Source organism: Bacillus sp. FJAT-22090 (genome assembly GCF_001278755.1).
Classification (GTDB): domain Bacteria; phylum Bacillota; class Bacilli; order Bacillales_A; family Planococcaceae; genus Psychrobacillus.
Window position 1 is genome coordinate 3,196,629 of the sequence record NZ_CP012601.1, and the last position, 26,784, is coordinate 3,223,412.

Genomic DNA, 26,784 nt, shown 5'->3' on the forward strand with positions numbered 1-26,784 from the left:
CGAACATGCCAAACTTTGAAGCAGGCAAGTTCGATGTGATTGTTGTAGGAGCAGGGCATGCTGGAGTAGAAGCAGCACTTGCATCCGCAAAAATGGGTGCTAAAACACTTGTTTTAACAATTAATCTTGATATGATTGCATTTATGCCATGTAATCCATCCATCGGAGGGCCAGCAAAAGGAATTGTTGTGCGTGAAATTGACGCATTAGGCGGTGCCATGGGAAAAGTAATAGATAAAACGCATATTCAAATGAGAATGCTTAATACAGGAAAAGGTCCTGCTGTACGTGCACTTCGCGCTCAAGCGGATAAAGTACTGTATCAAAATGAAATGAAACGACTCTTAGAGGAACAAGAAAACTTAACAATCCATCAAGCAGTTGTAGAAGAATTGCTAGTGGAAGATAATAAAATTATTGGGCTCGTTACTCAAGTTGGAGCTATTTACCGCGCAGAAACAGTAGTTATTACAACAGGTACATTCTTACGAGGGGAAATAATTATTGGAGACCTAAAGTATTCAAGCGGACCAAATAATCAACAGCCATCCATTAAATTAGCAGATAGCATTCGTAATTTAGGTTTTGATTTAGTTCGATTTAAAACAGGAACTCCACCTCGTGTAAATAGTAAAACAATTGATTATAATAAAACAGAAATCCAACCTGGAGATGATGTTCCAAGAGCATTCAGCTTTGAGACAACTGAGTTTATAATGGATCAATTACCATGTTGGTTAACATATACAACACTTGAAACACATGAAATTATTAATGAAAACTTACACCTTTCTCCTATGTATTCAGGTATGATAAAAGGTACAGGACCAAGATACTGTCCTTCCATCGAAGATAAGATTGTACGTTTTAGTGATAAACCACGCCATCAAATATTTTTAGAGCCAGAAGGAAGAAATACTCGAGAAGTATACGTACAAGGACTTTCAACAAGTTTACCAGAGCATGTACAACGTCGCCTGATTGCTTCTGTTCCAGGACTAGAGAAAGCAGAAATGATGCGTGCAGGTTACGCAATTGAATATGATGCAATGGTTCCAACACAGCTTTGGCCAACACTTGAAACGAAAAAAATTAAAAATCTTTATACTGCAGGACAAATCAATGGCACATCTGGTTATGAGGAAGCAGCAGGGCAAGGTTTAATGGCCGGAATTAACGCCGCTCTAAGAGTTCTTAAAAAAGAAGAAAAAATATTAAGTAGATCTGATGCCTATATTGGAGTATTAATTGATGATTTAGTTACGAAAGGAACAAATGAACCTTATCGTTTATTAACTTCTCGTGCTGAATATCGCTTATTACTTCGTCATGATAACGCAGATTTACGTTTAACGGAAATTGGTTACGAAATAGGTCTTATTCCGCAAGAACGCTATGATAAATTTGTGGAGAAAAAACAACGTATTGAAAATGAATTAGATAGACTGCGTTCATTAATGATTAAACCAAATGAACAAACTCAACAATTAATCCGTAGTGTTGAAGGTAGCGAATTAAAAGATGGTATTCGTGCTGCAGACTTATTAAAACGTACAGAAATGCATTATGATTTAGTGGCTCAACTAGCTCCTCCTGAAATGGAATTGATGGAGGAAGAGAAAGAGCAAGTAGAGATTCAAGTAAAGTATGAAGGATATATTGAAAAATCTCTTCAACAAGTAGAAAAGCTCAAAAAAATGGAAGACAAAAAAATTCCTGATCAAATAGATTATGATGAAATTTCAGGATTGGCTACAGAAGCTAAACAAAAATTAAATCAAGTACGACCTTTGTCTATTGCACAAGCATCTAGAATTTCAGGAGTAAATCCAGCAGATATTTCAATTTTACTTATTTATATTGAACAGGGGAAAATTGCAAAAATTTCTGGATAGTCTAAATTGATAAGGAGAACTTCATGAACGAGGAACAATTTATTCAAGCCCTTCACGAAAAAGGAATTGAACTTACAACAGAGCAAGTACAACAATTTAGAAAATATTTTGAAATACTTGTTGAATGGAATGAAAAAATGAATTTAACCGCTATAACGGATGAACCATCTGTATATTTAAAACATTTTTTTGATTCTATTAGTGCATCTTTTTATGAAGATTTTACTGGTTCTTTCTCCGTCTGTGATGTAGGAGCAGGAGCCGGGTTTCCTAGTATTCCTTTAAAGATTTGTTTTCCAAATTTAAAAGTTACAATTGTTGATTCACTAAATAAAAGAATCCAGTTTTTAACTCATCTCAGCAAGGAACTTAATTTAACAAACGTAAATTTCGTCCATGCACGAGCAGAAGAATTTGGTCAAAAAACCGAACATAGAGAAAATTATGATATTGTTACTGCTAGAGCAGTTGCAAGATTATCGGTTCTCGCAGAACTATGCATCCCGTTAGTAAAGGTAGATGGAAGATTTATAGCAATGAAAGCAGCGAGTGCATTAGACGAATTAAATGATGCTAAAAAGGCACTTCAAGTATTAGGTGCAGAGAAAATCGCAGAGTATTCCTTTCTTTTACCGATTGAAGACAGTGAAAGAACGTTGTATGTCTTTTCTAAAACAAAAAGCACACCGAAAAGATACCCTCGAAAACCTGGTATTCCAAACAAAACACCTATTATTTAATCTTTTTTCAAAAGGTTAAAACTTCCGGCGGATGCCATATATTTTGTAAGTAAGTACATTGATCAAGCTGCTTACAAAATATATGCCAAATACGTCAGGGCGTATTTGATTGAGGAACGTTCCACGTGAAACATTTATAGTATTGTAGTTTTATATAGTGAATATTTAGCGTATAGAGTTTCGAAAAGGTGGTGCTTGTTAGATGAAAAGTCCTTTTTCTCGTTTTTTTGGAAGTTCCGAAAAGCAAGGACAAGATGAAATTGTGGAACAACCACAAAGTCATATTGAAGAAGTAGTTAATATTGCGATTGATAAGATTGTGCCGAATAGATACCAGCCTAGAACAGTTTTTGATGATGATAAAATTGAAGAGCTGGCTAGAACTATTCATACACATGGTGTTATTCAACCAATCGTTATTAGAAAGATGGATGACGATAAATACGAAATTATTGCTGGTGAACGTAGATTTAGAGCTATGTCAAAGCTTCAATGGACAGAGGTACCAGCAATAGTTCGTAATTTAAATGACAAAGAAACAGCTTCTATTGCATTAATAGAAAACTTACAACGTGAAGAGTTAACGGCAATAGAAGAAGCTGTTGCTTATCAAAAATTATTAAAGTTGCATGAAATAACCCAAGAGGCATTAGCACAGCGTTTAGGGAAAGGACAATCAACTGTTGCAAATAAACTAAGATTGTTAAAATTACCTGAGGAAGTTCAACAAGCAATTATGAGGAAAGATCTTTCTGAAAGGCATGCTCGTGCTTTAATGCAAATTAAAGAAAAAGAAATGCAAATAGAGTTAATGAATACTTCTATAGAAAATCATTGGAATGTAAAGCAACTAGAAGAGCATGTGGAGCAAATATTAAATCCACCAAGTAAGGATATTAAAAAAACTCCTAAGCCTAAACGTAAGGCTATTAGTAAAGATGTTCGAATAGCATTGAATACGATTAAACACTCATTGTCTATGGTAACTAAAAGTGGTATTAGTATTAAAACAGAAGAAGAAGATACCGAAGAATTTTATCAAATTACAGTAAAAATACCTAAAAAGAAATCATAATATATTTATATTTTACTTAAACTCTCTCAACTAAATGTGAGAGTTTTTTTTTTGTAACAAGAATAACACCCAAATTTCATTGAAATTTGATAGAATGTAAATAGAGTAATATAAAACGAGAAGAAGAGGGTGCAAGAGTGGGAAGAATTATTGCAATAGCCAATCAAAAAGGTGGTGTAGGAAAGACTACTACATCCGTAAACTTAAGTGCCTGCCTTGCTTATTTAGGAAAAAAGGTATTACTTGTCGATATTGATCCACAAGGAAATGCTTCTAGTGGAGTTGGGGTAAACAAAGGCGATGTAAATCAGTGTATATATGATGTATTAATAGATGACGTTAGCGTTTTAGAGACAATACAGGAAACAAAAGTGGAAAATTTACATATTGTTCCCGCTACTATATCTTTGGCAGGTGCAGAAATAGAGCTCGTTTCAACTATTTCAAGGGAAGTAAGATTAAAAAGAGCCCTACAAGAGGTAAAAGACAAATATGAATATATCATCATTGATTGTCCACCATCATTAGGGTTATTAACGATTAATTCTCTAACTGCCTCCGATGCTATTATTATTCCTGTTCAATGTGAGTTTTACGCATTAGAAGGGTTAAGCCAACTTTTAAGTACGATTAGACTAGTACAGAAACACTTAAATAAAAACTTAGAAATAGATGGAGTTCTATTGACTATGTTTGATGCACGAACAAATTTAGGTATTCAAGTAATTGAAGAAGTTAAAAAATACTTCCAAGAGAAAGTATACAAGACGATCATACCTAGAAATGTTCGATTGAGTGAAGCACCAAGTCACGGAGAACCGATAATAATTTATGATCCAAAGTCTCGGGGAGCAGAAGTATACTTAGATTTAGCGAAGGAAGTGATTCGTAATGGCTAAAGCATTGGGTAAAGGACTAAATGCATTTTTTCCAGAGGAAGATTTGAAAGCTGAAAAAGTAGATAAAATTAGTTTAGATAAAATTAAACCTAACCCATATCAACCAAGAAAAATTTTTGATGAAGAAGCAATGAAAGATCTTTCTGAATCCATAAAAGAACATGGTGTATTACAGCCAATCATCTTACGTAAAAAAGGCTCAAAATATGAAATTGTCGTTGGGGAAAGAAGATTTCGAGCGTCTGAACTAGCTGGTCAAGATGAAATACCTGCTGTCATTCGTGAATTAAATGATCAGCAAATGATGGAAATAGCAATATTAGAAAATCTACAAAGAGAAGATTTAACACCTATAGAAGAGGCAGAAGCCTATCAAAACTTAATGGAAAACCTAAATTTAACGCAGGAACAGCTTGCTTTTAGATTAGGTAAAAGCCGTCCTCATATCGCTAATCACATCAGATTGTTATCACTTCCTGAAGAGGTAAGAAATGCAATTACAAATGGTGAACTATCTATGGGACACGGTAAGGCGCTATTAGGATTAAAAAAGAAAAAGAATATTCCTTTAATCATGTTAAAAACATTAAAAGAAAATTTAAATGTTAGACAATTAGAAGCACTCGTACAACGCTTAAATGAGAATGTTCCACGTGAAACAAAACCTACTGTAAAAAAGGATATCTTTACTATTGAAAAAGAATCAGAATTAAGAGAAATATTCGGAACTCCAGTCTCTATTGTTAAAAACAAAAACAAAGGTAAAATAGAGATTGAATTTTTTTCTGAGGATGATTTAGAAAGAATATTACAACTATTAGAAGATTAAATTCAACCTATTTCTAGTATCTAGAAATAGGTTGTGCTTTTAATAGATTAGCATTTTATATTTTTGAAGCTTCTCTGTTGTAATGTACAGATTTCCTAAAGGGGCGACGATTAGCCCTTTAGAGTCTATGTGCATTGTGCCTACAGCATCATTCTTCATATCATAAATTAGAAATAACAGAGTCATTATTAATAGACATTAAGCTCTTCCAATTCGAGAAGAAGGAATGAGGAAATAGATATGGTTTTACTAGGAACTATTGTTAATGCACTATTAATAATAGTGGGTGCAATAATAGGTAGGTTTTTAAGAAATATTCCTGAAAATATGAAGCAGACTGTAATGTATGCGATCGGGATAGCAGTAGTCGTTTTAGGGATTCAAATGGGCTTGGAGAGTACTAATTTTGTACTTATTATTATTTGTTTAGTATTCGGTGGAGTAATTGGAGAATGGATTGACATAGACAAATGGTTAAATAAATTAGGCAAATACATAGAACAAAAATTTGGGTCTAAAACTGCCGAGGGAGGCAGTATTGCACAAGGATTTGTTACTGGTACATTAATATTTGTCATCGGAGCAATGGGAGTACTTGGAGCATTAAATAGCGGACTTCAAAATGACCATGAATTGTTAATTAGTAAGGGAATAATAGATGGTTTTACATCTATTATACTTTCTGCAACACTAGGGATTGGTGTCTTACTCTCAGCCATTCCAGTAGCAGTATATCAAGGTGCAATTGCATTATTCGCTACTCAGATAACAAAATTAATTCCAGAAGCTGCACTTGAATTATTTATTCAAGAAATGACAGCAACTGGAGGGATAATGATTATAGCTATAGGATTAAATCTACTTGGATTAACAAAAATTAGAGTAGCAAATTTACTGCCTAGCTTAGTTATAGTTGCGATTGCTGTTACTTTTATTTATAATTTTTAAATTATATCTATGCCATGCGAGTAAAAGTGCGCGTGAAATAACTTTACCCATTTCAAATGTTATGTTTAGACGCGTGCTTTGTAGTACATTATATTCCATAAAGCCTCCAATATTTACGACTGCTTTAATGGAAATCTCACCGATAGGTGGTAATTCTTTTTTAACTGCTTTTCCTGGATATAAGGGACCTGGATGTACAATTATTTGACCGATGTTCCCTGAATTGCCAAGACAAGCATCAATGGCGATAATAAAAGGTTTCGATGGGGAATCAAGTAATTCTTGTGTTATTTCCTCAATATTTAAAGCGTGTAATGGATTGTCGAGTGTTCCAACAATCTGAAAAGGAAAAGAAGAAAGCTGTGTTAAGAAAGAGCCTGTCATTGGTCCGAGTGCATCTCCTGTTGAACGATCAGTTCCAATGCAACAAAAAACTAAGTTTGGATGTTCAAAAGGTATTTGATCTAAGAAAAAGTTGCTTAGTTTCCATACAACGCCTGTTTCTTTATAATTGATAGTAGATGATTCTTTTATCTCTGCTGCTTGAAAATTCATATAGAGACTCACTTTCTTTTTTAAAACAGTATATGTAAATAAGAAACTATTTATTCAGAAAGGTGACATAAAGAATAATATGAACACAGAAGTATCATACACATATTTAAAAAAATTAATATTAAATGAAGAAACTTGGATAAATCTTGGATTAATAGCTTTGAAAGTAATCTTTATATTGATTGCTTCAGCTATTGTGGTGAGAGTTGGGAAGAGGCTCCTTAAGAGAGTGTTTTCCGTAAGAGAAAGAAGTCCATTAGCATATTCTGAACGTAGACAAAATACTTTATTGAAGTTGCTTCAAAATATACTAGCTTATGCCGTTTATTTTACGGCAATCTTAGCAGTATTATCGACCTTTAATATTAATGTAGCAGGATTATTAGCGGGGGCAGGTATTCTTGGTCTAGCAGTAGGGTTTGGTGCACAGAGTTTAGTAAAAGACGTTATCACAGGTTTTTTTATAGTATTTGAAGATCAGTTTGCTGTTGGTGATCAAGTGATGATTGGGCAATCTACAGGGGTAGTGCTAGAAATTGGCCTAAGAACAACGAAAGTAAAAAGTTATACAGGAGAATTGCATATTATTCCAAATGGGAATATTTCAGAAGTTATCAATTACTCCATTTATAATTCATTAGCTTTAATAGATATTAGCATCTCTTACGAATCCGATATTCAATCAGTAGAAAATATGATTAGAGAATTCTTACAAGATTTACCTAGTAAATACGAGGAGCTGGTAAAGGTTCCAGATTTACTTGGAGTGCAGAATGTGGCAGCAACCGAAGTAATATTAAGAGTTGTTGCAGAAACTCTACCTAATCAACAACATGGAGTTGCAAGAAATATCCGTAGAGATATAAAGAATTACCTCGATGAAAAGGGGATTGAAATTCCTTATCCAAAAATGGTTTTATACCAAAGTAAAAAAGAGTAGGTGTTCAAATGGATAGTAAAAAATTTCAATTAAATGATATTGTCGAAATGAAAAAACAACATCCTTGTGGCACGAATGCGTGGAAAATCATTCGTATGGGGGCAGATATTCGTATAAAATGTGAAGGTTGTCAGCATAGTGTAATGATTCCACGAAAAGAATTTGAGAAAAAGATGAAAAAACTATTAGTGCAAGCTGATACGGAGTAAGGATAGACTTTTAGCGTTAAAATCAATATAATGAACAGGTTATATATAATTTTTGTTGGTTTAGAAAATAGAAGGGTTGTGACCATACATGGCATTAACTGCAGGAATCGTAGGATTACCGAACGTAGGAAAATCTACACTATTTAATGCAATAACAAAAGCAGGAGCACTTGCTGCAAACTATCCATTCGCTACAATTGATCCAAACGTAGGGATTGTTGAAGTTCCTGATGCTCGTTTAGATAAATTAACTGAATTAGTAGTACCAAAGAAAACTGTTCCAACGGCATTTGAATTTACAGATATTGCTGGAATTGTAGCTGGTGCAAGTAAAGGGGAAGGTCTTGGAAACAAGTTCTTAGCCCATATTAGAGAAGTAGATGCCATTTGCCAAGTAGTTCGTTGCTTCCAAGATGATAATATTACGCATGTTTCAGGAAAAGTAGACCCTATCGCGGATATTGAAGTTATTAATTTGGAATTAATTTTAGCAGACTTAGAAAGTGTTGATAAGCGTTTGGCACGAGTTGTTAAAATGGCGAAACAAAAAGATAAAGATGCAATGGTGGAAGAACCTATTTTAACACGTTTAAAAGAAGCTTTTGAAGAAGGAAAACCAGGTAGATCTGTTGATTTCACAGAAGAGGAACTTCGAGTTGTAAAGGGACTTCATCTATTAACGATAAAACCAATATTATACGTTGCCAATGTATCAGAAGACGATATTATGGCAGCAGATGAAAATGAATATGTACAAAAAGTGCGTGAATTTGCAGCAGAAGAAGGAGCACAAGTTATCGTTATTTGTGCAAAAATTGAAGAAGAAATGGCTGCTCTAGAGGATGATGAAAAATCTATGTTCCTAGAAGAGTTAGGTATTGAGGAATCTGGCTTAGATCAATTAATCAAAGCATCCTATTCACTTCTTGGCCTTGCTACATACTTCACTGCAGGTGTACAGGAAGTACGTGCTTGGACATTCCGTAAAGGTATGAAGGCTCCTCAATGTGCAGGAGTTATCCATTCGGATTTTGAAAAAGGGTTTATCCGTGCAGAAACAGTTGCTTACGATGATTTAGTTGCAACTGGCTCCATGGCATTAGCCAAAGAAGCAGGTAAGGTTCGTTTAGAAGGTAAAGAATATGTAGTACAAGATGGAGACGTAATGTTGTTCCGTTTTAACGTATAATATAAAACAGGTCAGCTAACATGCTGACCTGTTTTTTTCAATAAAAACTATGATAAATAGAGTTGTTGATTTCCGCTCCCGGCAGACGCTTTCCACGGACGGGGCCGAGCCGCTTCCTTCGCAAAGCTCAGTCCAGGGTCTCGTCTGTCCCGCTTTTCCCGCTGGAGTCGCCGCCTTCGCTCCAATCAATAATATATTGAGTAATTATATAATTATATAAAATAAGGCTCTACATAAAACAGATAATCACAAGGAATCAAAACTGAACGTGAACAGTTAGGGATTGATGATTGACCTGGTAAATACATAAAATGACAAAAGGTATCTAGATGTCAGCTTATTTACTGCTCTGATTTTTTGCTGTTTAATACGTATAACTTCGGCTCTGCAGGATCATCTTTTATAAGCAGATGAGCTGGATATTTTATTAATTCTTTATACATAGCAAAGTCTCCGGCAGCACCTGCAACTAACCATGCTCCTAATAAGACTAATCCTGGTGATTCTACCCAGTATCCGAGAACCATGGGAAGGACTCCTGTCATCCAAAAAGGAAGTAATAATGCTTTTTTCATTGCACTATTTACAATAGGTAAATTGGTTGTTGCATAGGCAATACCCAGTTTAAGATTGACGCCGTAATCCATACTGCTCCATGGGGCTTTCCCGAAAAACCAGAAACCAATTAAATGAAAACATTCATGGAAAACAATTAACAACGCATAACCTAAAAAAAATAATAGTAAATCTACAATTGAAAAATTTATGTTGAAGCCATCGTGTAACCAACTATAAATAACTAATCCTAAAATCGATAAGAGTACAGTTATTATCAGACTAAACCAAGCAACTTTTTTTAAATCGGTATCAATAATGGTTAAGATATCCTCTTTATTTTCCATGATCAACGCCTCCGAGTTAAATACACTATGGACTTTTTTACGTCCTTTCACTAACGTTAAAATAAATATACAGGAAATGTGAAAAGATTGGTAATGAATCTTGATATAAAAAATAATTTGTGTTACAATTCATTGATGTGAGTAATAACATTACTTGCTCCTTGTCGGCTGTAAGCAGTCGGCCAAAGACCATAGGGAGGTGTAAATAGATGAGAAAGTACGAATTAATGTACATTATTCAACCAACAATTGAAGAAGATGCGAAGAAAGCTTTAGTTGAGCGTTTCAACGAAATCTTAACTTCAAATGGTGCAGAAATCATCGAATCAAAAGAGTGGGGCAAACGCCGCTTAGCTTATGAAATCAATGACTTACGTGAAGGTTACTACCAAATCGTTAAAGCAAACGCTGATTCTCAAGCAATCGATGAATACACTCGTTTAGCTAACATCAATGAAGACATTATCCGTCACATTGCTGTTCGTATCGACGATAAATAATAAAATCGACTAACAAAAGCTGAGAGAGGGAGGTTGAACACTGATGATTAACCGTGTCGTTTTAGTTGGAAGACTAACAAAAGATCCGGAACTTCGCTATACACCAAGTGGTGTTGCAATGGCAAGATTTACACTAGCTGTAAATCGAACATTCTCCAACCAACAGGGTGAAAGAGAAGCTGATTTTATCAACTGTGTCGTTTGGAGAAAGCAAGCGGAAAACACAGCTAACTTCTTGAAAAAGGGAAGTTTAGCAGGTGTTGAAGGGCGTATTCAAACAGGCAGTTATGAAGGACAAGATGGTAAACGTGTTTATACTACTGATGTTGTTGCAGACAGCGTACAGTTTTTAGAACCACGTAATAGTAGTTCTGGAGACCGTAGCCAAGGCGGACAATCGTTTGGTGGTGGACAACAGCAAAATCCATATCCGACATATCAGCAAAACCAACCAATGAATCAGCAAAATTATACACGTGTAGACGAAGATCCATTTGCAAACAGTAGCGGGCCAATCGAAGTATCGGATGACGATCTACCGTTTTAAAAGGACTTCATACACTTTTACTTTAATCGAAAAGGAGGCAACCTATTATGGCACCACGTCGCGGAGGCAAAAGACGCCGTAAAGTTTGTTACTTCACAGCTAACAACATTACACACATTGATTATAAAGATGTAGATTTGTTGAAAAAATTCGTGTCAGAACGTGGAAAAATTCTTCCACGTCGTGTGACAGGAACTAGCGCGAAGTACCAACGTAAGTTAACAAGAGCTATCAAAGTATCTCGTATAATGGCATTACTACCATTTACTTCTGAAGAGAGATAAGTTTAAAAAATATAAGGACCGGGAAACCGGTCTTTTTTTTATTGTTAAATTACCTATTATTTCTAGGCCGAACAAAAGAAATTTAGTTGTAAGAAGAAATCTGTTACAATGAAAAGATGATTACAACAAAGGAAGGTCCCTCATGCAAAAAAATCAGACAAGCTATTTAACATATGGAGCAATGATTATTGCACTATTTGCTATCCTTTTAGCAATGTCCGTGTATGTTCCTTTTCTAACATTGATCACTTCATTAATTGCGCCCTTACCAATTGCTTGGTTTAGCGCTAAGTTTGAAAGAAAATATGCAGTATATGTAACGTTAATTGGAATAGTTATCTCCATTATTATCGGTGGTATTTTAGGTTTAATATTTGCGGTAACTGCGGCACCACTAGGGTTGATCATCGGAGATTCTATTAGGACTAATAAATCAAAACTATATATATTCATGTTTTCGGGAATTTTTGTATTGCTCATGTCTGCGATACAATACATAATATCTATTTTATTTCTAAATATTAATGTTGTTGAGCAATTTTTTGAAGCCTTTAAAATATACTACGACCAAGTAGAAAAAATAATGGCTTCTGTTGGACAGTTACCAAAGGACTATGATGAACGGGTAGCAGATGCATTATTAGCATTCAAAATGATGATGCCGTCTTATTTTATTGCAACAATGTTTATCGTTGCGTTCATCTATTTGACCATTAACTTATCTTTATTAAAGAAGCTGAAAGTAAAAGTACCTAAGTTTCCAAAGTTTATGCATTTTAAACTACCTAAAGCGGTGTTATGGTATTATTTAATCGTATCTATTTTAACCTTGATCATTTCTTATGAGATTGGATCATTTGGGTATATGGCAACGGTTAACGCTATGTTTATTTTGCGAGCTCTTTTGTTTTTACAAGGGGTTTCATTGATTCACTATTATTTTCATTTACAAGGCTATCCAAGGTGGACGGCAATTCTTGGAACATTTTTAGCCATACCGTTATTTACGTTTACCATTATACTAGGTGTTTTTGACTTAGGATTTAATTTGAGAAGTTATTTACAAGGCAGGCACAAAAAATAAGGAGCTGATCAGGTGGCGTCTTTTTTTAGAAAACGACCAATTCGATATCCACTCATTTTGTTTATGCTTCTCGGAGGGGTTGCATCTTATTTACTCCTGTCTAACAATTTAATCGTTGGGTTATTATTCGCTTTATTAGTTATTGGAGTATCTATATATGGATGGATTTTAGAAAAGCGGGTTTACGAAGAAACGGAAAGACATATCGAAACCCTATCTTATCGCATGAAAAAAGTCGGAGAAGAAGCATTGCTCGAAATGCCAATCGGTATATTATTGATAAATGATCAATATATCATTGAATGGGCAAATCCCTATATGACTCAAAAGCTTCCGTTCGATACGATTATTGGTGAAGAGCTTCTGTCTATATCAAAAGACTTTCAACAGCTTATTAAGCAAGAGGATTCGAAAGAGATTACGATTTCCTTAGATAACAATGATTATAAAGTATTTTATAAGGCGGAAGAAAAATTACTATACTTCTTTGATATAACAGAACAAGTAGAAATTGAATCGTTGTATTACGGAGATAGAACGGTTATTGCTGTTCTCTACATCGATAATTACGATGAAATCGCACAAGGTATGGACGATCAAACAAGAGGACAGTTAAATAGTATTGTTACTTCTTGTGTAAATGACTGGGGAGCTAAGTACGGTATATACGTAAAAAGAATTTCCTCTGATCGCTTCTTAGCTGTATTCAATGAATCAATTCTCGTAGAGCTAGAAAAAAATAAATTCTCTATATTAGATGATATACGAGAAACAACTTCTAAATTTGGCTTCTCCTTAACGTTAAGTGTAGGGGTAGGTGCGGGATCTACTTCGTTAGTCGAACTGGGAGAACTATCACAATCGAGCTTGGATCTAGTACTTGGAAGAGGAGGAGATCAAGTAGCGATAAAACAGCCAAATGGAAAAGTAAAATTTTATGGTGGAAAAACAAACCCCGTAGAAAAAAGGACACGTGTAAGAGCGCGAGTGATTTCACATGCTCTTCGTGATTTAATCCAGGATAGTGATCAAGTGTTTGTTATGGGCCACAGGTTGCCGGATATGGATGCCATTGGAGCAGCAGTAGGGGTTAGAAAAATGGCTCAAATGAATAAGGTCGAAGGTTATGTAGTAATCGATTTTAATGAATTAGACAAAAGTGTTCTCCGATTAATGGATGAAATTAAAGGAAAACCGGAGCTTTTTGAGCGTTTTATTAGTCCAGAAGAAGCTATTAATAGAATGACCGATAAAACTTTATTAGTAGTAGTGGATACACATAAACCTAGTCTTGTTATAGATGAAAAATTATTAAATAGAGCAGAAAAGAGAGTTGTTATTGATCACCATCGAAGAGGTGAGGAGTTCATTTCCAATACTTTACTTGTGTATATGGAACCATATGCATCCTCGACGGCAGAACTGGTAACAGAGTTAATAGAATACCAACCGAAGAATGAAAAAATAACAATGCTTGAAGCTACCTCTATGCTTGCAGGAATAATTGTAGACACTAAGAGTTTCACGCTTCGTACAGGTGCTAGAACCTTTGAAGCAGCGTCTTATCTTCGAACACAAGGTGCAGATACTGTTTTAGTACAAAGGTTGTTAAAAGAAGATATAGATACGTATATTGAACGTTCTAAAATTGTTCAAACAGTAGAATTTTTTAAGCCAGGTGTTGCTATTGCGCATGGCGCAGAAAATGCTTCCTATAGCCAAGTATTACTAGCACAAACTGCAGATATTCTATTAACAATGAATAATATATCAGCTTCGTTTGTAGTTGGTTATAGAAGTGATTCAATTATTGGAATTAGTGCAAGATCTCTAGGCGACGTAAATGTACAGTTAATAATGGAAAGATTAAGCGGTGGTGGTCATTTAACCAATGCTGCGTGCCAACTAGAAAATGCGACAATTGATGAAGCTATTAATATGCTAAAAACAGCAATTGAAGAGACATTAGAAGGAGGAACAGGGGAATGAGAGTAGTATTTTTAAAAGATGTAAAAGGTAAAGGTAAAAAAGGTGAAGTTAAAGAAGTAGCTGATGGATATGCACATAATTTTTTATTAAAAAATAAACTTGCTGTTGAAGCAAATGCAGCAGCAATTAGTGCATTAGAAGGCCAAAAGAAAAAATCAGAAAAAGAAGCAGCAGAGGAACTAGCTGAAGCGAAAAAGTTAAAAGAACGTTTAGAACAATTAACAGTTGAATTGAAAGCAAAGTCTGGTAACGATGGACGTTTGTTTGGTTCAGTAACAACAAAACAAATCGCAGCACAATTAGAAAAATCACATGGAATTAAAATAGATAAACGTAAAATGGAGCTTGATGATGCAATTCGTGCATTAGGTTATACAAATGTTCCAGTTAAACTACATCACGAAGTAGTGGCTACTTTAAAAGTACATGTAACAGAAGAAGCGTAAGGAGAGAGGTCAATGAGCGATCCATTATTGGACCGTGTGCCACCACATAACCAAGAAGCTGAGCAGTCTGTCATTGGAGCAATATTTTTAGAACCGCAAGCGTTAATAACAGCAGCGGAAATAGTAATGCCGGAAGACTTTTTCCGAGTAGCCCATCAGAAAATTTTCCAAACGATGCTTCGTTTAAGCGATCAAGGGAAAGCAATTGATGTTGTTACCGTAACGGAAGAACTATCTTCCAAAAAAGAATTAGAAGATGTTGGTGGTATTTCTTACATAAGTGAGATAGCAAATGCAGTACCTACAGCAGCAAACATCGGACATTACGCAAAAATTGTAGAAGAAAAATCTATCCTACGCCGTTTAATACGAGTGGCTACAACGATTGTAGAAGATGGATTTACAAGAGAAGACGAAGTTGAGGCCCTATTATCTGAGGCTGAACGAAAAATGATGGAAGTTGCCAACAGAAAAAATGCTGGTGATTTTCAGCATATTAAAGACGTTTTGGTGGAAACATATGATAACATCGAAAAACTTCATTCGAGAAAAGGCGATGTTACAGGTATTCCAACAGGATTCCGAGATTTAGATAAAATAACTGCTGGATTCCAACGAAATGATTTAATTATCGTAGCAGCTCGTCCATCCGTAGGGAAAACTGCATTCGCATTGAATGTTGCGCAAAATGTGGCAACTAAAACCGATGAAAATGTAGCTATTTTTAGCCTAGAGATGGGTGCTGAACAGTTAGTTATGCGTATACTTTGTGCAGAGGGAAATATAGATGCCCAAGTATTACGTACAGGCTCTTTAACGACGGAAGATTGGCGAAAACTAACAATGGCAATGGGTAGTTTATCGAATGCAGGAATATATATTGATGATACCCCTGGTATTCGTGTAAATGAAATACGCTCCAAATGCCGTAGATTAAAACAAGAATCTGGTTTAGGAATGATTCTAATTGATTACTTGCAGCTAATCCAAGGTAGTGGCGGCAGCCAAGCCAATAGACAGCAAGAGGTATCAGAAATTTCACGTTCATTAAAAGGACTAGCTAGGGAGCTACAAGTACCTGTTATTGCATTATCGCAGCTCTCTCGTGGTGTGGAGCAGCGACAAGACAAGAGACCAATGATGTCCGATTTACGTGAATCTGGATCGATTGAGCAAGATGCAGATATTGTTTCATTCTTGTATCGTGAAGATTATTACGATAAAGAAACAGAAAATCAAAACATGATTGAAATTATCATTGCAAAACAACGTAACGGTCCAACTGGTACAGTTACTCTAGCGTTTGTGAAGGAATTTAACAAATTTGTTAACATTGATTGGAGTCAGCATCAAGCTCCTCCAGCATAAGAAATGGTAAGAACACGAACGATAAATGTTTTATTACATTTATATGTTCGTGTTTTTACCTAATATCGGTTGACTATGAGACCATAGCTTGGTACAATTACACTGTTTGAATCAGGACATATAAAATGTCTGACGGAGGTGTTGGCAATGCCATCAGTAGTAGTAGTAGGTACACAATGGGGAGACGAAGGTAAAGGGAAGATAACAGACTTTCTTTCCGAGAATTCAGAAGTAATCGCACGTTACCAAGGCGGTAATAATGCGGGCCATACAATTATTTTTGGTGGAGAAACATACAAACTTCACCTTATTCCTTCCGGTATTTTTTACAAGGATAAAATCTCAGTTATCGGAAATGGGATGGTAGTGGATCCAAGAGCACTTGTAAAAGAGCTTAAAGGTTTACATGATCGAGGAATCACTACAGAAAACCTTCGTATTTCTAATCGTGCACACGTAATTCTTCCCTACCATTTGAAACAAGATGAAGTAGAAGAAGCACGTAGAGGTGCAAATAAAATCGGGACAACTGGTAAAGGGATTGGTCCAGCTTATATGGACAAAGCTGCACGTGTTGGTATTCGAATTGCAGACTTACTTGATTACGAAGTGTTTAAAGAAAAATTAGAGCGTAATTTAGAAGAAAAAAATAGAATGTTCGAGAAGTTTTATGAAACAAAAGGGTTCACTGTGGATGAAATTCTAGAAGAGTTTTATGGCTATGGACAAGAAATTGAAAAATACGTAACAGATACTTCAAAAGTATTAAATGACGCTTTAGATGAAGGCCGTCGTGTATTATTTGAAGGCGCACAAGGTGTTATGCTTGATATTGACCAAGGTACATATCCTTTTGTTACCTCCTCTAACCCAGTGGCTGGTGGGGTAACTATTGGTGCTGGTGTAGGTCCAACAAAAATTTCACATGTTGTTGGAGTATGTAAAGCTTACACTTCTCGTGTAGGAGATGGCCCGTTCCCGACAGAATTATTTGATGAAGTTGGTAGTCAAATTCGTGAAGTTGGTAAAGAATATGGAACAACTACAGGAAGACCACGTCGTATTGGTTGGTTTGATACGGTAGTTATTAGACATGCTCGTCGCGTTAGTGGATTAACAGATTTGACTGTTAACTCGATTGATGTATTAACTGGTTTAAAAACTGTAAAACTTTGTACTGCATACAAATACAAAGGTGAATTAATTACAGAATACCCAGCTAATCTTCGCATTCTTGCAGAGTGTGAGCCAGTATATGAAGAGCTACCAGGTTGGAGCGAAGATATTACAAAATGTAAAACACTTGATGAACTACCTGAAACTGCTCGTCATTATTTAGAGCGTATTTCACAGCTGACAGGTGTACCAATCTCTATCTTCTCAGTAGGACCAGATCGTACACAAACAAATATTATTTCTAGTGTTTGGCGTTAACAAGAAATTCTAAAACGCCCATATTTTAGAAACTGCCAAGAAGATTTTTATCTTCTTGGCAGTTTTTTTGTCGAAATATACCAAACGAATCAATTTTTAATCTTCTATTATGACAAATATAACAGAAGACTATGAGAGATTATGTATAAAATACTGATTTTTTGGTAAAAGATTAGATATAAATTGTTAAAATATTTATCGAATCATAGTAAAATAGAATATAATGGAATTATATTCAAAAAAATGGTGCTAATTATACAGTTTCTTTACAAAGCGTCCTATTTCGATACTTGATTAAATCAATTATGTTAAATTAAAAGAGCCTGAAAAAAGGAAATTAATTTTTTATGAACTTGGAAGGGGCTTTATCATGTTTTTGAAAAGAAAGAATGAAGAACAGAAGGATAATTATCTTGAGGTTCTTTCAAACAGAAGATCAAATATAATGAAAAAAGCAGCAGTTTCAATGTTACTTATTTCAAGTGTATCTTTTAATATGGCTTTTGCAAATGAAAGTGAAAATAATAATAATACATTAAAAGAAATATACCATATATATTCTAATGGAAAATATGTCGGAGCACTATCTAATAAAAAAGAAATGCAAGCCATGTTAGATGAAAAAGTGAAGGGTTCGAGCTCCAAGTACGAAAACCTCTCTTTAATAGCTGGTTCCAATCTTTCCGTTATACCTGAACAAGTTTTTACTACATCTACAAACGATGATGCTACCCTTCAAAAGTTAGAGGAACTTATAGAAGTAGAAGCAACTGCTTTTGCATTATCGATCAATGACGAGATGGCAGTCTACGTCAAAGACTTGGAAGCATATCAAGAAGTCATTCGAAAACTAAAATTACATTTTGTGACAGAAGCCGAGTTAAACGAACTGGAAGCAAGAAGTAGTTCTACAGAAACTTTACCCGAATTAAAAGAAAATGAAACACGTATTAAAGAAATAGTTTTAAAACAAGAAGTTTCTGGCGTAACAGTTGATGTAAATCCTGAAAAGATTGTATCACCAGATGATGCTGTTAAACTTCTACTAGAAGGAACACTAGAACAAGAGACGTATAAAGTAGCAGAAGGAGATGTGTTAGGCACAATTGCTAGTAAGCATAACTTAACAACTGCTGAGCTAATAAAGATCAATCCAGATATGACTGAATCTTCTTTATTACAAATAGGTCAAGAGGTAAATGTAACAGTCTTAAAACCACTTATTAATGTAGATGTACTATATGAGAAAAAAGCGATTGAAGTTATTAACCACAATAAAAAAGTAGAAGAATCAGAAGAAATGTACAAAGGTGATACGAAAGTAAAACAAGAGGGTTCGGATGGTAAGAGAGAAGCAACCTATCTTGTGCGTAAAGAAAATGGTGTGGAAGCAGGCCAATCTGTTATTGAAGAAACTATACTGGTGGAACCAAAAGATCAGATCACTTTAAAAGGAACAAAAGTAATTCCTTCTCGAGGATCAGGGGAATTTGCTTGGCCAGCTGAAGGTGGATATATTTCAAGTAAAATGGGTTACCGTTGGGGTCGTCAACATGAAGGAATTGATATCGCAAGACCAAGTGGATTTGACATTAAGGCAACAGACAATGGAGTCGTAGTAGCTGCTGGATGGGACGGTACATATGGTAATAGAGTAATTGTTGATCACAAAAATGGATACAAAACAACATACGCGCATCTAGCTTCTATAAGTGTTAGTGTCGGAGATGTCGTTCCCCAAGGTTCTAAATTAGGTGTTATGGGAAGTACGGGTCGTTCAACTGGAACTCACTTACATTTTGAAGTAGAAAAAAATGGAGTTACGATTAATCCATTGACCGTGTTAAAATAATAGTATGGAAGAGATAGTCACTAGATTGGCTATCTCTTTTTTAATTGAGAACTAACATACATAGGTACATGTTTTTTTAAAATTTCCCAGGAAATATTTCGACAATCATCGACTTATTCAATTTATGGTATTCTTAAATTAATGCGATTAGTTCAAAAGCATGGTAGAGTAAGAGAATGAATGTAAAAGATAAAAACATTTAAATAGAACAAATTACGAAAAGGGGTTCAACCAAATGAGTAAGAAAATATTAGTAGTTGATGATGAAAAACCAATTGCAGATATACTTCAATTCAATTTAAAAAAAGAAGGTTATCAAGTATTTTGTGCATATGATGGCGACGAAGCATTAAAAAAGGTAGAAGAATTTCAACCCGATCTAATGTTATTAGATATTATGCTTCCAAATAGAGATGGAATGGAAGTATGCAGAGAAATTCGTAAAAGATATGATTTTCCGATCATTATGCTAACTGCAAAAGATTCGGAGATAGATAAAGTGCTTGGCTTAGAATTAGGTGCAGATGACTATGTGACGAAACCATTTAGTACGCGTGAGCTTATTGCACGAGTAAAGGCAAATATGAGAAGACATCAAACAATTCAAGAAGACACTGAAGTAATAACAAATGATATTACAATAGGTCCATTAACTATCCAACCGGATGCATACTTAGTGTTAAAGAGAGAGGAAACAATTGAATTAACACATAGAGAATTTGAGTTATTACATTATTTAGCCAAACATATTGGACAAGTGATGACTCGTGAACATTTGCTTCAAACGGTTTGGGGTTATGATTATTTTGGTGATGTACGTACAGTCGATGTAACCATTCGACGTCTACGAGAAAAGATTGAAGATAATCCAAGTCATCCGACATGGATTGTAACTAGAAGAGGCGTTGGTTATTACTTACGAAATCCTGAACAGGAGTAGAAAAAATGCAAAAGGTTGGTTATTTTAAATCAATTCACGTTAAGGTTGTTTTGATTTATATTTTGTTAATAATTATCGCCATGCAAATAATCGGTTTGTATTTTGTGAAAGAACTCGAGGAAACGTTAAAAGATAACTTTCAAGAATCGATTAAAGATCGTGTAAGTCTTCTAGTATTTAGTACAAGAGAAGAAATCATAAAAGTTAGAAATGAAGAAGAAGACGCATCCATAGAACAAAGTTTGCGTTCTATTTTGTATGGACTTAATTCGAATGATATAAAAGAAGTTCGAGTGATCGATGCAAGATATCAAATTCTTGCAACATCTGATATTAACAATCAATCAATCGTAGGGCAAAGATCATTGGATGAACTCGTTAGATTTTCCATAACTTCTGCAACACCTTTTGATAATATTTCCCTTGATCCGGAATCCAAAGAGAGAATTTGGATACTAGCTACTCCTATTGTCGATAAAGGAGAAGTAATTGGTTCTCTATATATAGAATCAAATATTGAAAATGTATTTGGTCAAATGAATGAGATTAACCAAATTCTCGCAGGTGGAACTGCTGTTGCATTAGTGATCACAATTGTGCTTGGGATATTAATAGCACAAACTATTACACGACCTATTTCAGACATGCGAAGACAGGCACAGGCAATGGCAAAAGGAAACTTTTCAAGAAAAGTACGTGTATATGGCAATGACGAAATTGGTCAGCTTGCTATTGCTTTTAATCATTTAACAAACCGATTACAAGAAGCACAGTCAACAACAGAAGCCGAAAGAAGAAAGCTTGCTTCGGTTCTTACCAATATGACAGATGGGGTTATTGCAACTGATCGTAAAGGGAGAATCATTTTAATTAATGATCCAGCACTTAGATTATTACGAATACCGAGAGAAATGGTATTAAACCGTCCTATTATTTCTGTGTTAGGAATTGACGCATCAGAACAGTCATTTGAAGATTTGATATATTCGAAGGAATCTATAACTTTGGATTTTAGCACATATGAACGACCTTTTATATTACGTGTAAACTTCTCAGTTATACAAAAAGAAACTGGTTTTGTAAATGGATTAATTGCAGTTCTTCATGATAATACCGAACAAGAGAAAATCGATATGGAGCGCAGAGAATTTGTAGCGAATGTATCACATGAGCTACGCACTCCACTCACAACAATGAGTAGTTATTTGGAAGCATTGGCTGATGGTGCTTGGAAAGATGAAGAGATTGCCCCATCCTTTCTACAAGTAACTCAAACTGAAACACAACGAATGATTCGATTAGTAAATGATTTACTTCAATTGTCCAAAATGGATAGTAGAGATTATGATTTAAATCGAGATATTGTGAATTTCAACCAGTTTTTTAATCGTATTATAGATCGGTTTGAATTATCAAAATCTCAAAATGTAACGTTTCATCGAATGCTTCCCGAAACACCTTACTATGTTGACATTGATACCGACAAACTTACACAAGTAATTGATAATATTATTTCTAATGCATTGAAATACTCCCCAGATGGTGGCAATATTCGCTTTGGAATAGCTGTGAAGGACCAAGTACTGAAAGTAATGATATCGGATGATGGTATGGGTATACCTTCTGATAATGTTGATCGTATTTTTGATCGTTTTTACCGAGTTGACCGTGCAAGAGCACGATCGATGGGTGGGACTGGACTAGGTTTAGCAATTGCCCGGGAAATGATTGAAGCTCATGGCGGAAAAATTTGGGCTGAAAGCGAAGAAGGACATGGAACGACTGTCTTTTTTACACTTGATCTTGTAATAGATGAGGAAGGTGAGTGGGATTGAAGTATATTGAACAAGTAAAATCAGTTATTTTACTATTACTCATCCTATTAAGTCTTACTTTGACCTTTACTATATGGACTTTTTCTCCACCATACGAAGCAAACGAAACACCTGTAGTAGATATTGCGATTGCGGATAAAAAGAAAATGGAAGAAATAATTAAACCATATCGTCTTTTATATAGTCATGATGAAAATTTGACAGGCTCTACATCTCCACTTATCCTTGACAAAGTATTTAGTTCTATGAAATCGTGGGAACTACAAACGATAGAGCCTTTAAAGAACAAAGTAAGCATTCAACAAATTAACGAATTCATTCGGACACCAAATCGATTGACCTTCTTTTACCCTGCAGAGGTGCCGATTAAGACATTTAGTAACATATTGTCTTTTAATGATCGGGATTTACCGAACGCCTCGTTCAATCGTTTAATAATAGACTGGAATAAAACTTCAGAGGATGAAGTCCGTTTATATTTTGTAAATACAATAAAACCAAAAGTTTATACAACGTACGTTGATAAAGTGGATAGAGAAACATTTTCAGCACATATTTATAAACAGTCAATCAACCTATCGCCATATAATGAAATAGAAAGACCTGGTAAACTTTCGCTCTATGCTTCTAATATTCCAGAGAATGTAATGGGTTTTACGTATTTTTTAGAAGAAATACCACCAGAAAAGTTTAAAAATGCCCTTTTCTCCAATCCAAGTCTTGTTCGAAGTAATCCATTAGGAACTAGTGGACAGGAATTCTCTGATGATAATGCCTTGATGAATGTTAAGTTTATGTCAAAAGAATTGGGCTATGTCCATCCGTCCTCTGAGAGTGATAAAGCAGGTAATCCGGCAGATATCATTCAGTATACTGTAAATTTTGTTAATGAGCATAATGGGTGGACAGACGATTATCGATTCAGTCGCATCAATCCAGCTACATTACAAGTTAGTTATCAACTTTACATGTATGGAATGCCTGTTTTTAGTAAAGACATGTCAACAGAGATCTCACAATTATGGGGCGAGGACCGTATTTATCGATATAATAGACCATATTATACATTGAACGAATCTGCCCGGTTTAAAACAAGAGAAGTACCATTATCATCTGGACAAGCTACTTATGATCTGATTTCTACCATTTCTAATATAAACATGTCCTCAGTGGATGAGATTTTGATTGGTTACAATTTGACTCGGGACGACGAACAACCATTACTTAATCTAGAACCTTCATGGTACTATTTGATAAATGGACAATGGAATCGAGTATCCCCAGAATTACTGGGAGGTGGCAAGTATGGATTGGAATAAAACAAAAACTATTTTTATCATCGTGTTTTCCATACTAAATGTATTTTTATTTTCCCTTTATTTAAATAGATACAATGAGGCATTGGATTTAGAAGTAATGAGTGATGCACCTATCGAGGATAGACTTTTTCAAGATAATATTACGGTTCCAAAAATGGATGTAGATATAAAAGAAGCTTCTTACGTTTCGGGAAATACGCATAATTTCATTTTAGAAGAATTAGAAGAGTTACCAAATCAGACAATTGTAATAGATGGTTCTAAACTAACGAGCACGTTTAATAAAGCCATTCCGATCACGGAAGAAAACACAGTTGAAAAGATAGTTCGTGAAAATGTATTACGTGGAGACTCGTACAGTCTATGGAAAAAAGATGAGGAAAACCAATCAGCAACCTTCTTTCAAAAAGTAAATAATCGATTTGTTTACTACAATAAAAATGCGACTTTAGTTGTTTATTGGAATGATCAGCAAGAGGTAGTTCGATATGAACAAACAATATTGGATAATTTAGAGGATTATAATGAAGACAGGATCTTAATGGGTTCTATGCAAGCGATTAAAGTATTATATAATCATGGTCACTTAAAACCTGACTCTGTAGTAAAGGATATTAAATTAGGTTATTCACAACTAATAGAACTAACCGAAACACAAGTATTTTTACCTACTTGGCATATTTTAGTTGAGCTTGCAGATGGAACGAAGGAAGATTATTTTGTAAACGCCATCGAGGGAAGTATTGTTGAAATCCAAAAAGATCCAGAACAAGCTGTTGACAAGTAAGGAGTTTTAACGATGAGATTTAGTGTATTGGCAAGTGGTAGTAGTGGAAATGCAATTTATGTGGAAAATGAAGAGCATTCCTTTTTAGTAGATGTAGGACTAAGTGGAAAGAAGATGGAACAACTATTTAGTGAAATAGATCGGGATATAAAAAAACTCTCTGGTATTTTTATTACACATGAGCACAGTGATCATATTAAAGGATTAGGTGTAGTTGCAAGAAAATACGGTGTACCTATTTATGCAAATGAAAAAACATGGTCTGCAATGGATTCTCTCATAGGAAATGTACCAGTAGATCAACGATTCCAATTTGACATGGAAACGGTAAAAACATTTGGCACAATTGATATTCAGTCTTTTGCTGTATCACATGATGCAGCAGATCCGATGTTTTACGTTTTCCATGAAAATAATCGAAAGCTTGTATTAATTACAGATACCGGCTATGTAAGTGATCGGATGAAGGGACATATCAAAGGAGCAGACTCCTTCGTTTTTGAAAGCAACCATGATGTAAGCATGCTTCAGATGGGACGCTATCCTTGGTCGGTTAAGCGAAGAATCTTAAGTGATGTTGGACATGTTTCAAATGAAGATGCTGCTGTTGCTATGAGCGAAGTAGTGGATTTCAAAAATACCAATATTTATTTATCCCATTTAAGCAAAGATAATAATATGAAGGACCTTGCTCGTATGAGTGTGGCACAAACGCTTCAATCTTGTGGAATTGTTGCGGGTGAATATGTACATTTACATGATACCGATGCCAATAAGCCTACTGAGTTAGTCCTAGTATAAGTTCCAAAAGCTATTTAATGCTTTTGGGGCTTTTTTTGTTCTTTCATTTAAGTTTTATTCAACTTTAAAAGAATTTTCATCTTATTTTAATGTAAGTTGGGTAAATTACTAATACAAGCATATATGTTAGAAGAAAGGGAGATGAAAATGGACGAATACAATCCATATGAACCAGAAAAACCAGAAGAACCAAAGAAGGAAAAGAAAAGAGGTCTAGCTGGTTATTTTTTTAGTGCGTTGGCAGGTGTTATGGTTGGTGCATTGCTCGTTTGGTTTTTAATACCTTCAGTTGTAACGAACCTACCATCAAATAATGAAATCAAATCAAACAATACAACACAGGAAACCAAACAGCTTTCTGTTGATGTGACAACAGACGTTACAGGGGCGGTTGAAAAGGCCTCTGGTGCCGTAGTGGGTATTACTAATATTCAGTCGGTTACTGATTTTTGGAGTAACTCTCAATCTACACAAGAAGCTGGAACAGGTTCTGGAGTTATATATAAAAAAGCTGGTGGAAAAGCTTACGTTATAACAAATCATCACGTTGTAGAAGGAGCAAAATCCCTAGAAGTAACATTAGTGGACGGAACAAAAGTGGATGCCAAACTTGTAGGAAGCGATATATGGAGTGATTTAGCAGTTCTTGAAATGGATGACGCTGGAGTAGATGCAGTGATTGAATTTGGGAACTCAGATACACTTAAACAAGGAGAAACAGTGATTGCTATTGGTAACCCTCTTGGTTTAGATTTTTATGGATCGGTTACAACAGGTGTTGTATCTGGTAAAGATCGTGCGATTCCAGTTGATTTGAATGGAGACCAAGTGGTAGATTGGCAAGCAGAGGTTTTACAAACAGATGCTGCTATCAACCCTGGTAACAGTGGAGGAGCTTTAATCAATTTAGCAGGTCAACTTGTAGGCATAAACTCGATGAAGATTTCTGAATCAACTATAGAAGGGATTGGACTTGCAATTCCTGTTAACACTGCAATACCAATTATTGAAGATTTAGAGCAAAACGGAAAAGTAAATCGTCCTTCTATGGGTATTACTCTTTTAGACTTAACCAATGTACCTGCATTCCATCAAAAAGAAACATTGAAATTACCTGCTGAAGTAACTACAGGGGTAGTAGTCGATGAAGTAGTTCCTAATTCGCCAGCAGAAAAAGCAGGAATGGAGACGTATGATGTCATTGTTGAAATGGATGGAAAGAAAGTAGAAGATACGATCGATTTACGAAAACATTTATACAATGAAAAAGAAATTGGAGAAGACTTAAAAGTTAAAGTATATCGCCAAGGAAAAGTAGTGGAGCTTACATTGAAATTAGTCGAAACAGATGCATTATAAACATGTGGATAACTTTCAAATGTAAATAAAAGATTTACACAGCGAGTAGGATGAGAAA

The 26,784-nt window shown here is 35.1% G+C and carries 26 protein-coding genes; 24 read left to right on the forward strand and 2 right to left on the reverse strand.

The annotated features are described in order from the left end of the window. Nucleotides 1-5 precede the first annotated feature (5 nt). The 6 genes from mnmG to AM499_RS16045 all read left to right on the forward strand — a co-directional run bounded on the left by mnmG (nucleotide 6) and on the right by AM499_RS16045 (nucleotide 6,386). A complete protein-coding gene (mnmG, locus tag AM499_RS16020; RefSeq protein WP_053591136.1) occupies nucleotides 6-1,895 on the forward strand; it encodes a tRNA uridine-5-carboxymethylaminomethyl(34) synthesis enzyme MnmG in 1,890 nt (629 codons plus the stop codon). A gap of 23 nt (nucleotides 1,896-1,918) precedes the next feature. Next, a complete protein-coding gene (gene rsmG / locus AM499_RS16025) occupies nucleotides 1,919-2,635 on the forward strand; it encodes a 16S rRNA (guanine(527)-N(7))-methyltransferase RsmG (protein WP_053591137.1) in 717 nt (238 codons plus the stop codon). 202 nt (nucleotides 2,636-2,837) lie between these two features. Then, nucleotides 2,838-3,710, forward strand: coding sequence for a nucleoid occlusion protein (gene noc, locus AM499_RS16030; protein WP_053591138.1), 873 nt, complete (start codon nucleotides 2,838-2,840; stop codon nucleotides 3,708-3,710). Nucleotides 3,711-3,847: 137 nt separating this feature from the next. After that, nucleotides 3,848-4,609 (forward strand): ParA family protein, encoded by a 762-nt coding sequence (locus AM499_RS16035; RefSeq protein ID WP_053591139.1) that lies wholly within the window; start codon nucleotides 3,848-3,850, stop codon nucleotides 4,607-4,609. Next, nucleotides 4,602-5,438 (forward strand): ParB/RepB/Spo0J family partition protein, encoded by an 837-nt coding sequence (locus AM499_RS16040; protein WP_053591140.1) that lies wholly within the window; start codon nucleotides 4,602-4,604, stop codon nucleotides 5,436-5,438. The genes AM499_RS16035 and AM499_RS16040 overlap by 8 nt, the downstream gene beginning before the upstream one ends. Nucleotides 5,439-5,678: 240 nt before the next feature. Beyond that, nucleotides 5,679-6,386, forward strand: a complete 708-nt coding sequence (locus AM499_RS16045) for a DUF554 domain-containing protein (protein ID WP_053591141.1) — start codon at nucleotides 5,679-5,681, stop codon at nucleotides 6,384-6,386. Here the strand turns inward: AM499_RS16045 and yyaC are convergent. Next, entirely contained in the window at nucleotides 6,342-6,941 is a 600-nt protein-coding gene (gene yyaC / locus AM499_RS16050; protein ID WP_053591142.1) for a spore protease YyaC, read from the reverse strand. The genes AM499_RS16045 and yyaC overlap by 45 nt on opposite strands. 79 nt (nucleotides 6,942-7,020) lie before the next feature. Between yyaC and AM499_RS16055 the strand changes: the two genes are divergently transcribed. The 3 genes from AM499_RS16055 to ychF all read left to right on the forward strand — a co-directional run bounded on the left by AM499_RS16055 (nucleotide 7,021) and on the right by ychF (nucleotide 9,279). Then, on the forward strand, nucleotides 7,021-7,881 hold the full coding sequence (locus AM499_RS16055; protein WP_053591143.1) for a mechanosensitive ion channel family protein: 861 nt from the start codon (nucleotides 7,021-7,023) through the stop codon (nucleotides 7,879-7,881). 8 nt (nucleotides 7,882-7,889) lie between these two features. Next, nucleotides 7,890-8,090 carry a DUF951 domain-containing protein gene (locus AM499_RS16060; protein ID WP_053591144.1) on the forward strand — a complete coding sequence of 67 codons (201 nt, stop codon included), beginning with the start codon at nucleotides 7,890-7,892 and terminating at the stop codon, nucleotides 8,088-8,090. Nucleotides 8,091-8,178: 88 nt separating this feature from the next. Further along, nucleotides 8,179-9,279 (forward strand): redox-regulated ATPase YchF, encoded by a 1,101-nt coding sequence (gene ychF, locus AM499_RS16065; protein WP_053591145.1) that lies wholly within the window; start codon nucleotides 8,179-8,181, stop codon nucleotides 9,277-9,279. Nucleotides 9,280-9,620: 341 nt separating this feature from the next. Here the strand turns inward: ychF and AM499_RS16070 are convergent, their stop codons facing one another. Then, nucleotides 9,621-10,181, reverse strand: coding sequence for a DUF3267 domain-containing protein (locus AM499_RS16070; protein ID WP_197275567.1), 561 nt, complete (start codon nucleotides 10,179-10,181; stop codon nucleotides 9,621-9,623). Between the two features lie 209 nt (nucleotides 10,182-10,390). Between AM499_RS16070 and rpsF the strand changes: the two genes are divergently transcribed. From rpsF to AM499_RS16145, 15 genes are all read left to right on the forward strand, one after another. After that, on the forward strand, nucleotides 10,391-10,681 hold the full coding sequence (gene rpsF / locus AM499_RS16075) for a 30S ribosomal protein S6 (protein WP_053591147.1): 291 nt from the start codon (nucleotides 10,391-10,393) through the stop codon (nucleotides 10,679-10,681). Nucleotides 10,682-10,724: 43 nt separating this feature from the next. Further along, on the forward strand, nucleotides 10,725-11,228 hold the full coding sequence (gene ssb, locus AM499_RS16080; protein WP_053591148.1) for a single-stranded DNA-binding protein: 504 nt from the start codon (nucleotides 10,725-10,727) through the stop codon (nucleotides 11,226-11,228). Nucleotides 11,229-11,272: 44 nt separating this feature from the next. Continuing rightward, nucleotides 11,273-11,512, forward strand: a complete 240-nt coding sequence (rpsR, locus tag AM499_RS16085; RefSeq protein WP_197275661.1) for a 30S ribosomal protein S18 — start codon at nucleotides 11,273-11,275, stop codon at nucleotides 11,510-11,512. A 142-nt stretch (nucleotides 11,513-11,654) separates the two neighbouring features. Then, a complete protein-coding gene (locus AM499_RS16090) occupies nucleotides 11,655-12,596 on the forward strand; it encodes a YybS family protein (protein ID WP_053591150.1) in 942 nt (313 codons plus the stop codon). 63 nt (nucleotides 12,597-12,659) lie between these two features. Further along, complete coding sequence (locus AM499_RS16095) at nucleotides 12,660-14,585, forward strand: DHH family phosphoesterase (RefSeq protein ID WP_053592252.1); 1,926 nt, start codon at nucleotides 12,660-12,662, stop codon at nucleotides 14,583-14,585. Continuing rightward, the gene (gene rplI, locus AM499_RS16100; RefSeq protein WP_053591151.1) at nucleotides 14,582-15,031 is read left to right on the forward strand and encodes a 50S ribosomal protein L9; all 450 of its coding nucleotides are present in this window, start codon (nucleotides 14,582-14,584) and stop codon (nucleotides 15,029-15,031) included. The genes AM499_RS16095 and rplI overlap by 4 nt, the downstream gene beginning before the upstream one ends. A 12-nt stretch (nucleotides 15,032-15,043) precedes the next feature. Next, nucleotides 15,044-16,399: a replicative DNA helicase gene (dnaB, locus tag AM499_RS16105; RefSeq protein ID WP_053591152.1), complete on the forward strand. Its 1,356-nt coding sequence runs from the start codon at nucleotides 15,044-15,046 to the stop codon at nucleotides 16,397-16,399. Nucleotides 16,400-16,546: 147 nt separating this feature from the next. Continuing rightward, on the forward strand, nucleotides 16,547-17,833 hold the full coding sequence (locus AM499_RS16110; RefSeq protein WP_053591153.1) for an adenylosuccinate synthase: 1,287 nt from the start codon (nucleotides 16,547-16,549) through the stop codon (nucleotides 17,831-17,833). A gap of 370 nt (nucleotides 17,834-18,203) precedes the next feature. Beyond that, on the forward strand, nucleotides 18,204-19,685 hold the full coding sequence (locus AM499_RS16115) for a M23 family metallopeptidase (RefSeq protein ID WP_053591154.1): 1,482 nt from the start codon (nucleotides 18,204-18,206) through the stop codon (nucleotides 19,683-19,685). A gap of 235 nt (nucleotides 19,686-19,920) precedes the next feature. Further along, a complete protein-coding gene (gene yycF, locus AM499_RS16120; protein ID WP_053591155.1) occupies nucleotides 19,921-20,625 on the forward strand; it encodes a response regulator YycF in 705 nt (234 codons plus the stop codon). A gap of 5 nt (nucleotides 20,626-20,630) precedes the next feature. After that, complete coding sequence (gene walK / locus AM499_RS16125; protein WP_053591156.1) at nucleotides 20,631-22,460, forward strand: cell wall metabolism sensor histidine kinase WalK; 1,830 nt, start codon at nucleotides 20,631-20,633, stop codon at nucleotides 22,458-22,460. After that, nucleotides 22,451-23,779 carry a YycH family regulatory protein gene (locus AM499_RS16130; RefSeq protein WP_053591157.1) on the forward strand — a complete coding sequence of 443 codons (1,329 nt, stop codon included), beginning with the start codon at nucleotides 22,451-22,453 and terminating at the stop codon, nucleotides 23,777-23,779. Before walK ends, AM499_RS16130 begins: the two co-directional genes overlap by 10 nt. Then, nucleotides 23,766-24,566: a two-component system regulatory protein YycI gene (locus tag AM499_RS16135; protein ID WP_053591158.1), complete on the forward strand. Its 801-nt coding sequence runs from the start codon at nucleotides 23,766-23,768 to the stop codon at nucleotides 24,564-24,566. The genes AM499_RS16130 and AM499_RS16135 overlap by 14 nt, the downstream gene beginning before the upstream one ends. A gap of 12 nt (nucleotides 24,567-24,578) precedes the next feature. Further along, a complete protein-coding gene (locus tag AM499_RS16140; RefSeq protein ID WP_053591159.1) occupies nucleotides 24,579-25,367 on the forward strand; it encodes an MBL fold metallo-hydrolase in 789 nt (262 codons plus the stop codon). Between the two features lie 147 nt (nucleotides 25,368-25,514). Continuing rightward, nucleotides 25,515-26,726 (forward strand): S1C family serine protease, encoded by a 1,212-nt coding sequence (locus AM499_RS16145; RefSeq protein ID WP_053591160.1) that lies wholly within the window; start codon nucleotides 25,515-25,517, stop codon nucleotides 26,724-26,726. Nucleotides 26,727-26,784: the final 58 nt, after the last annotated feature.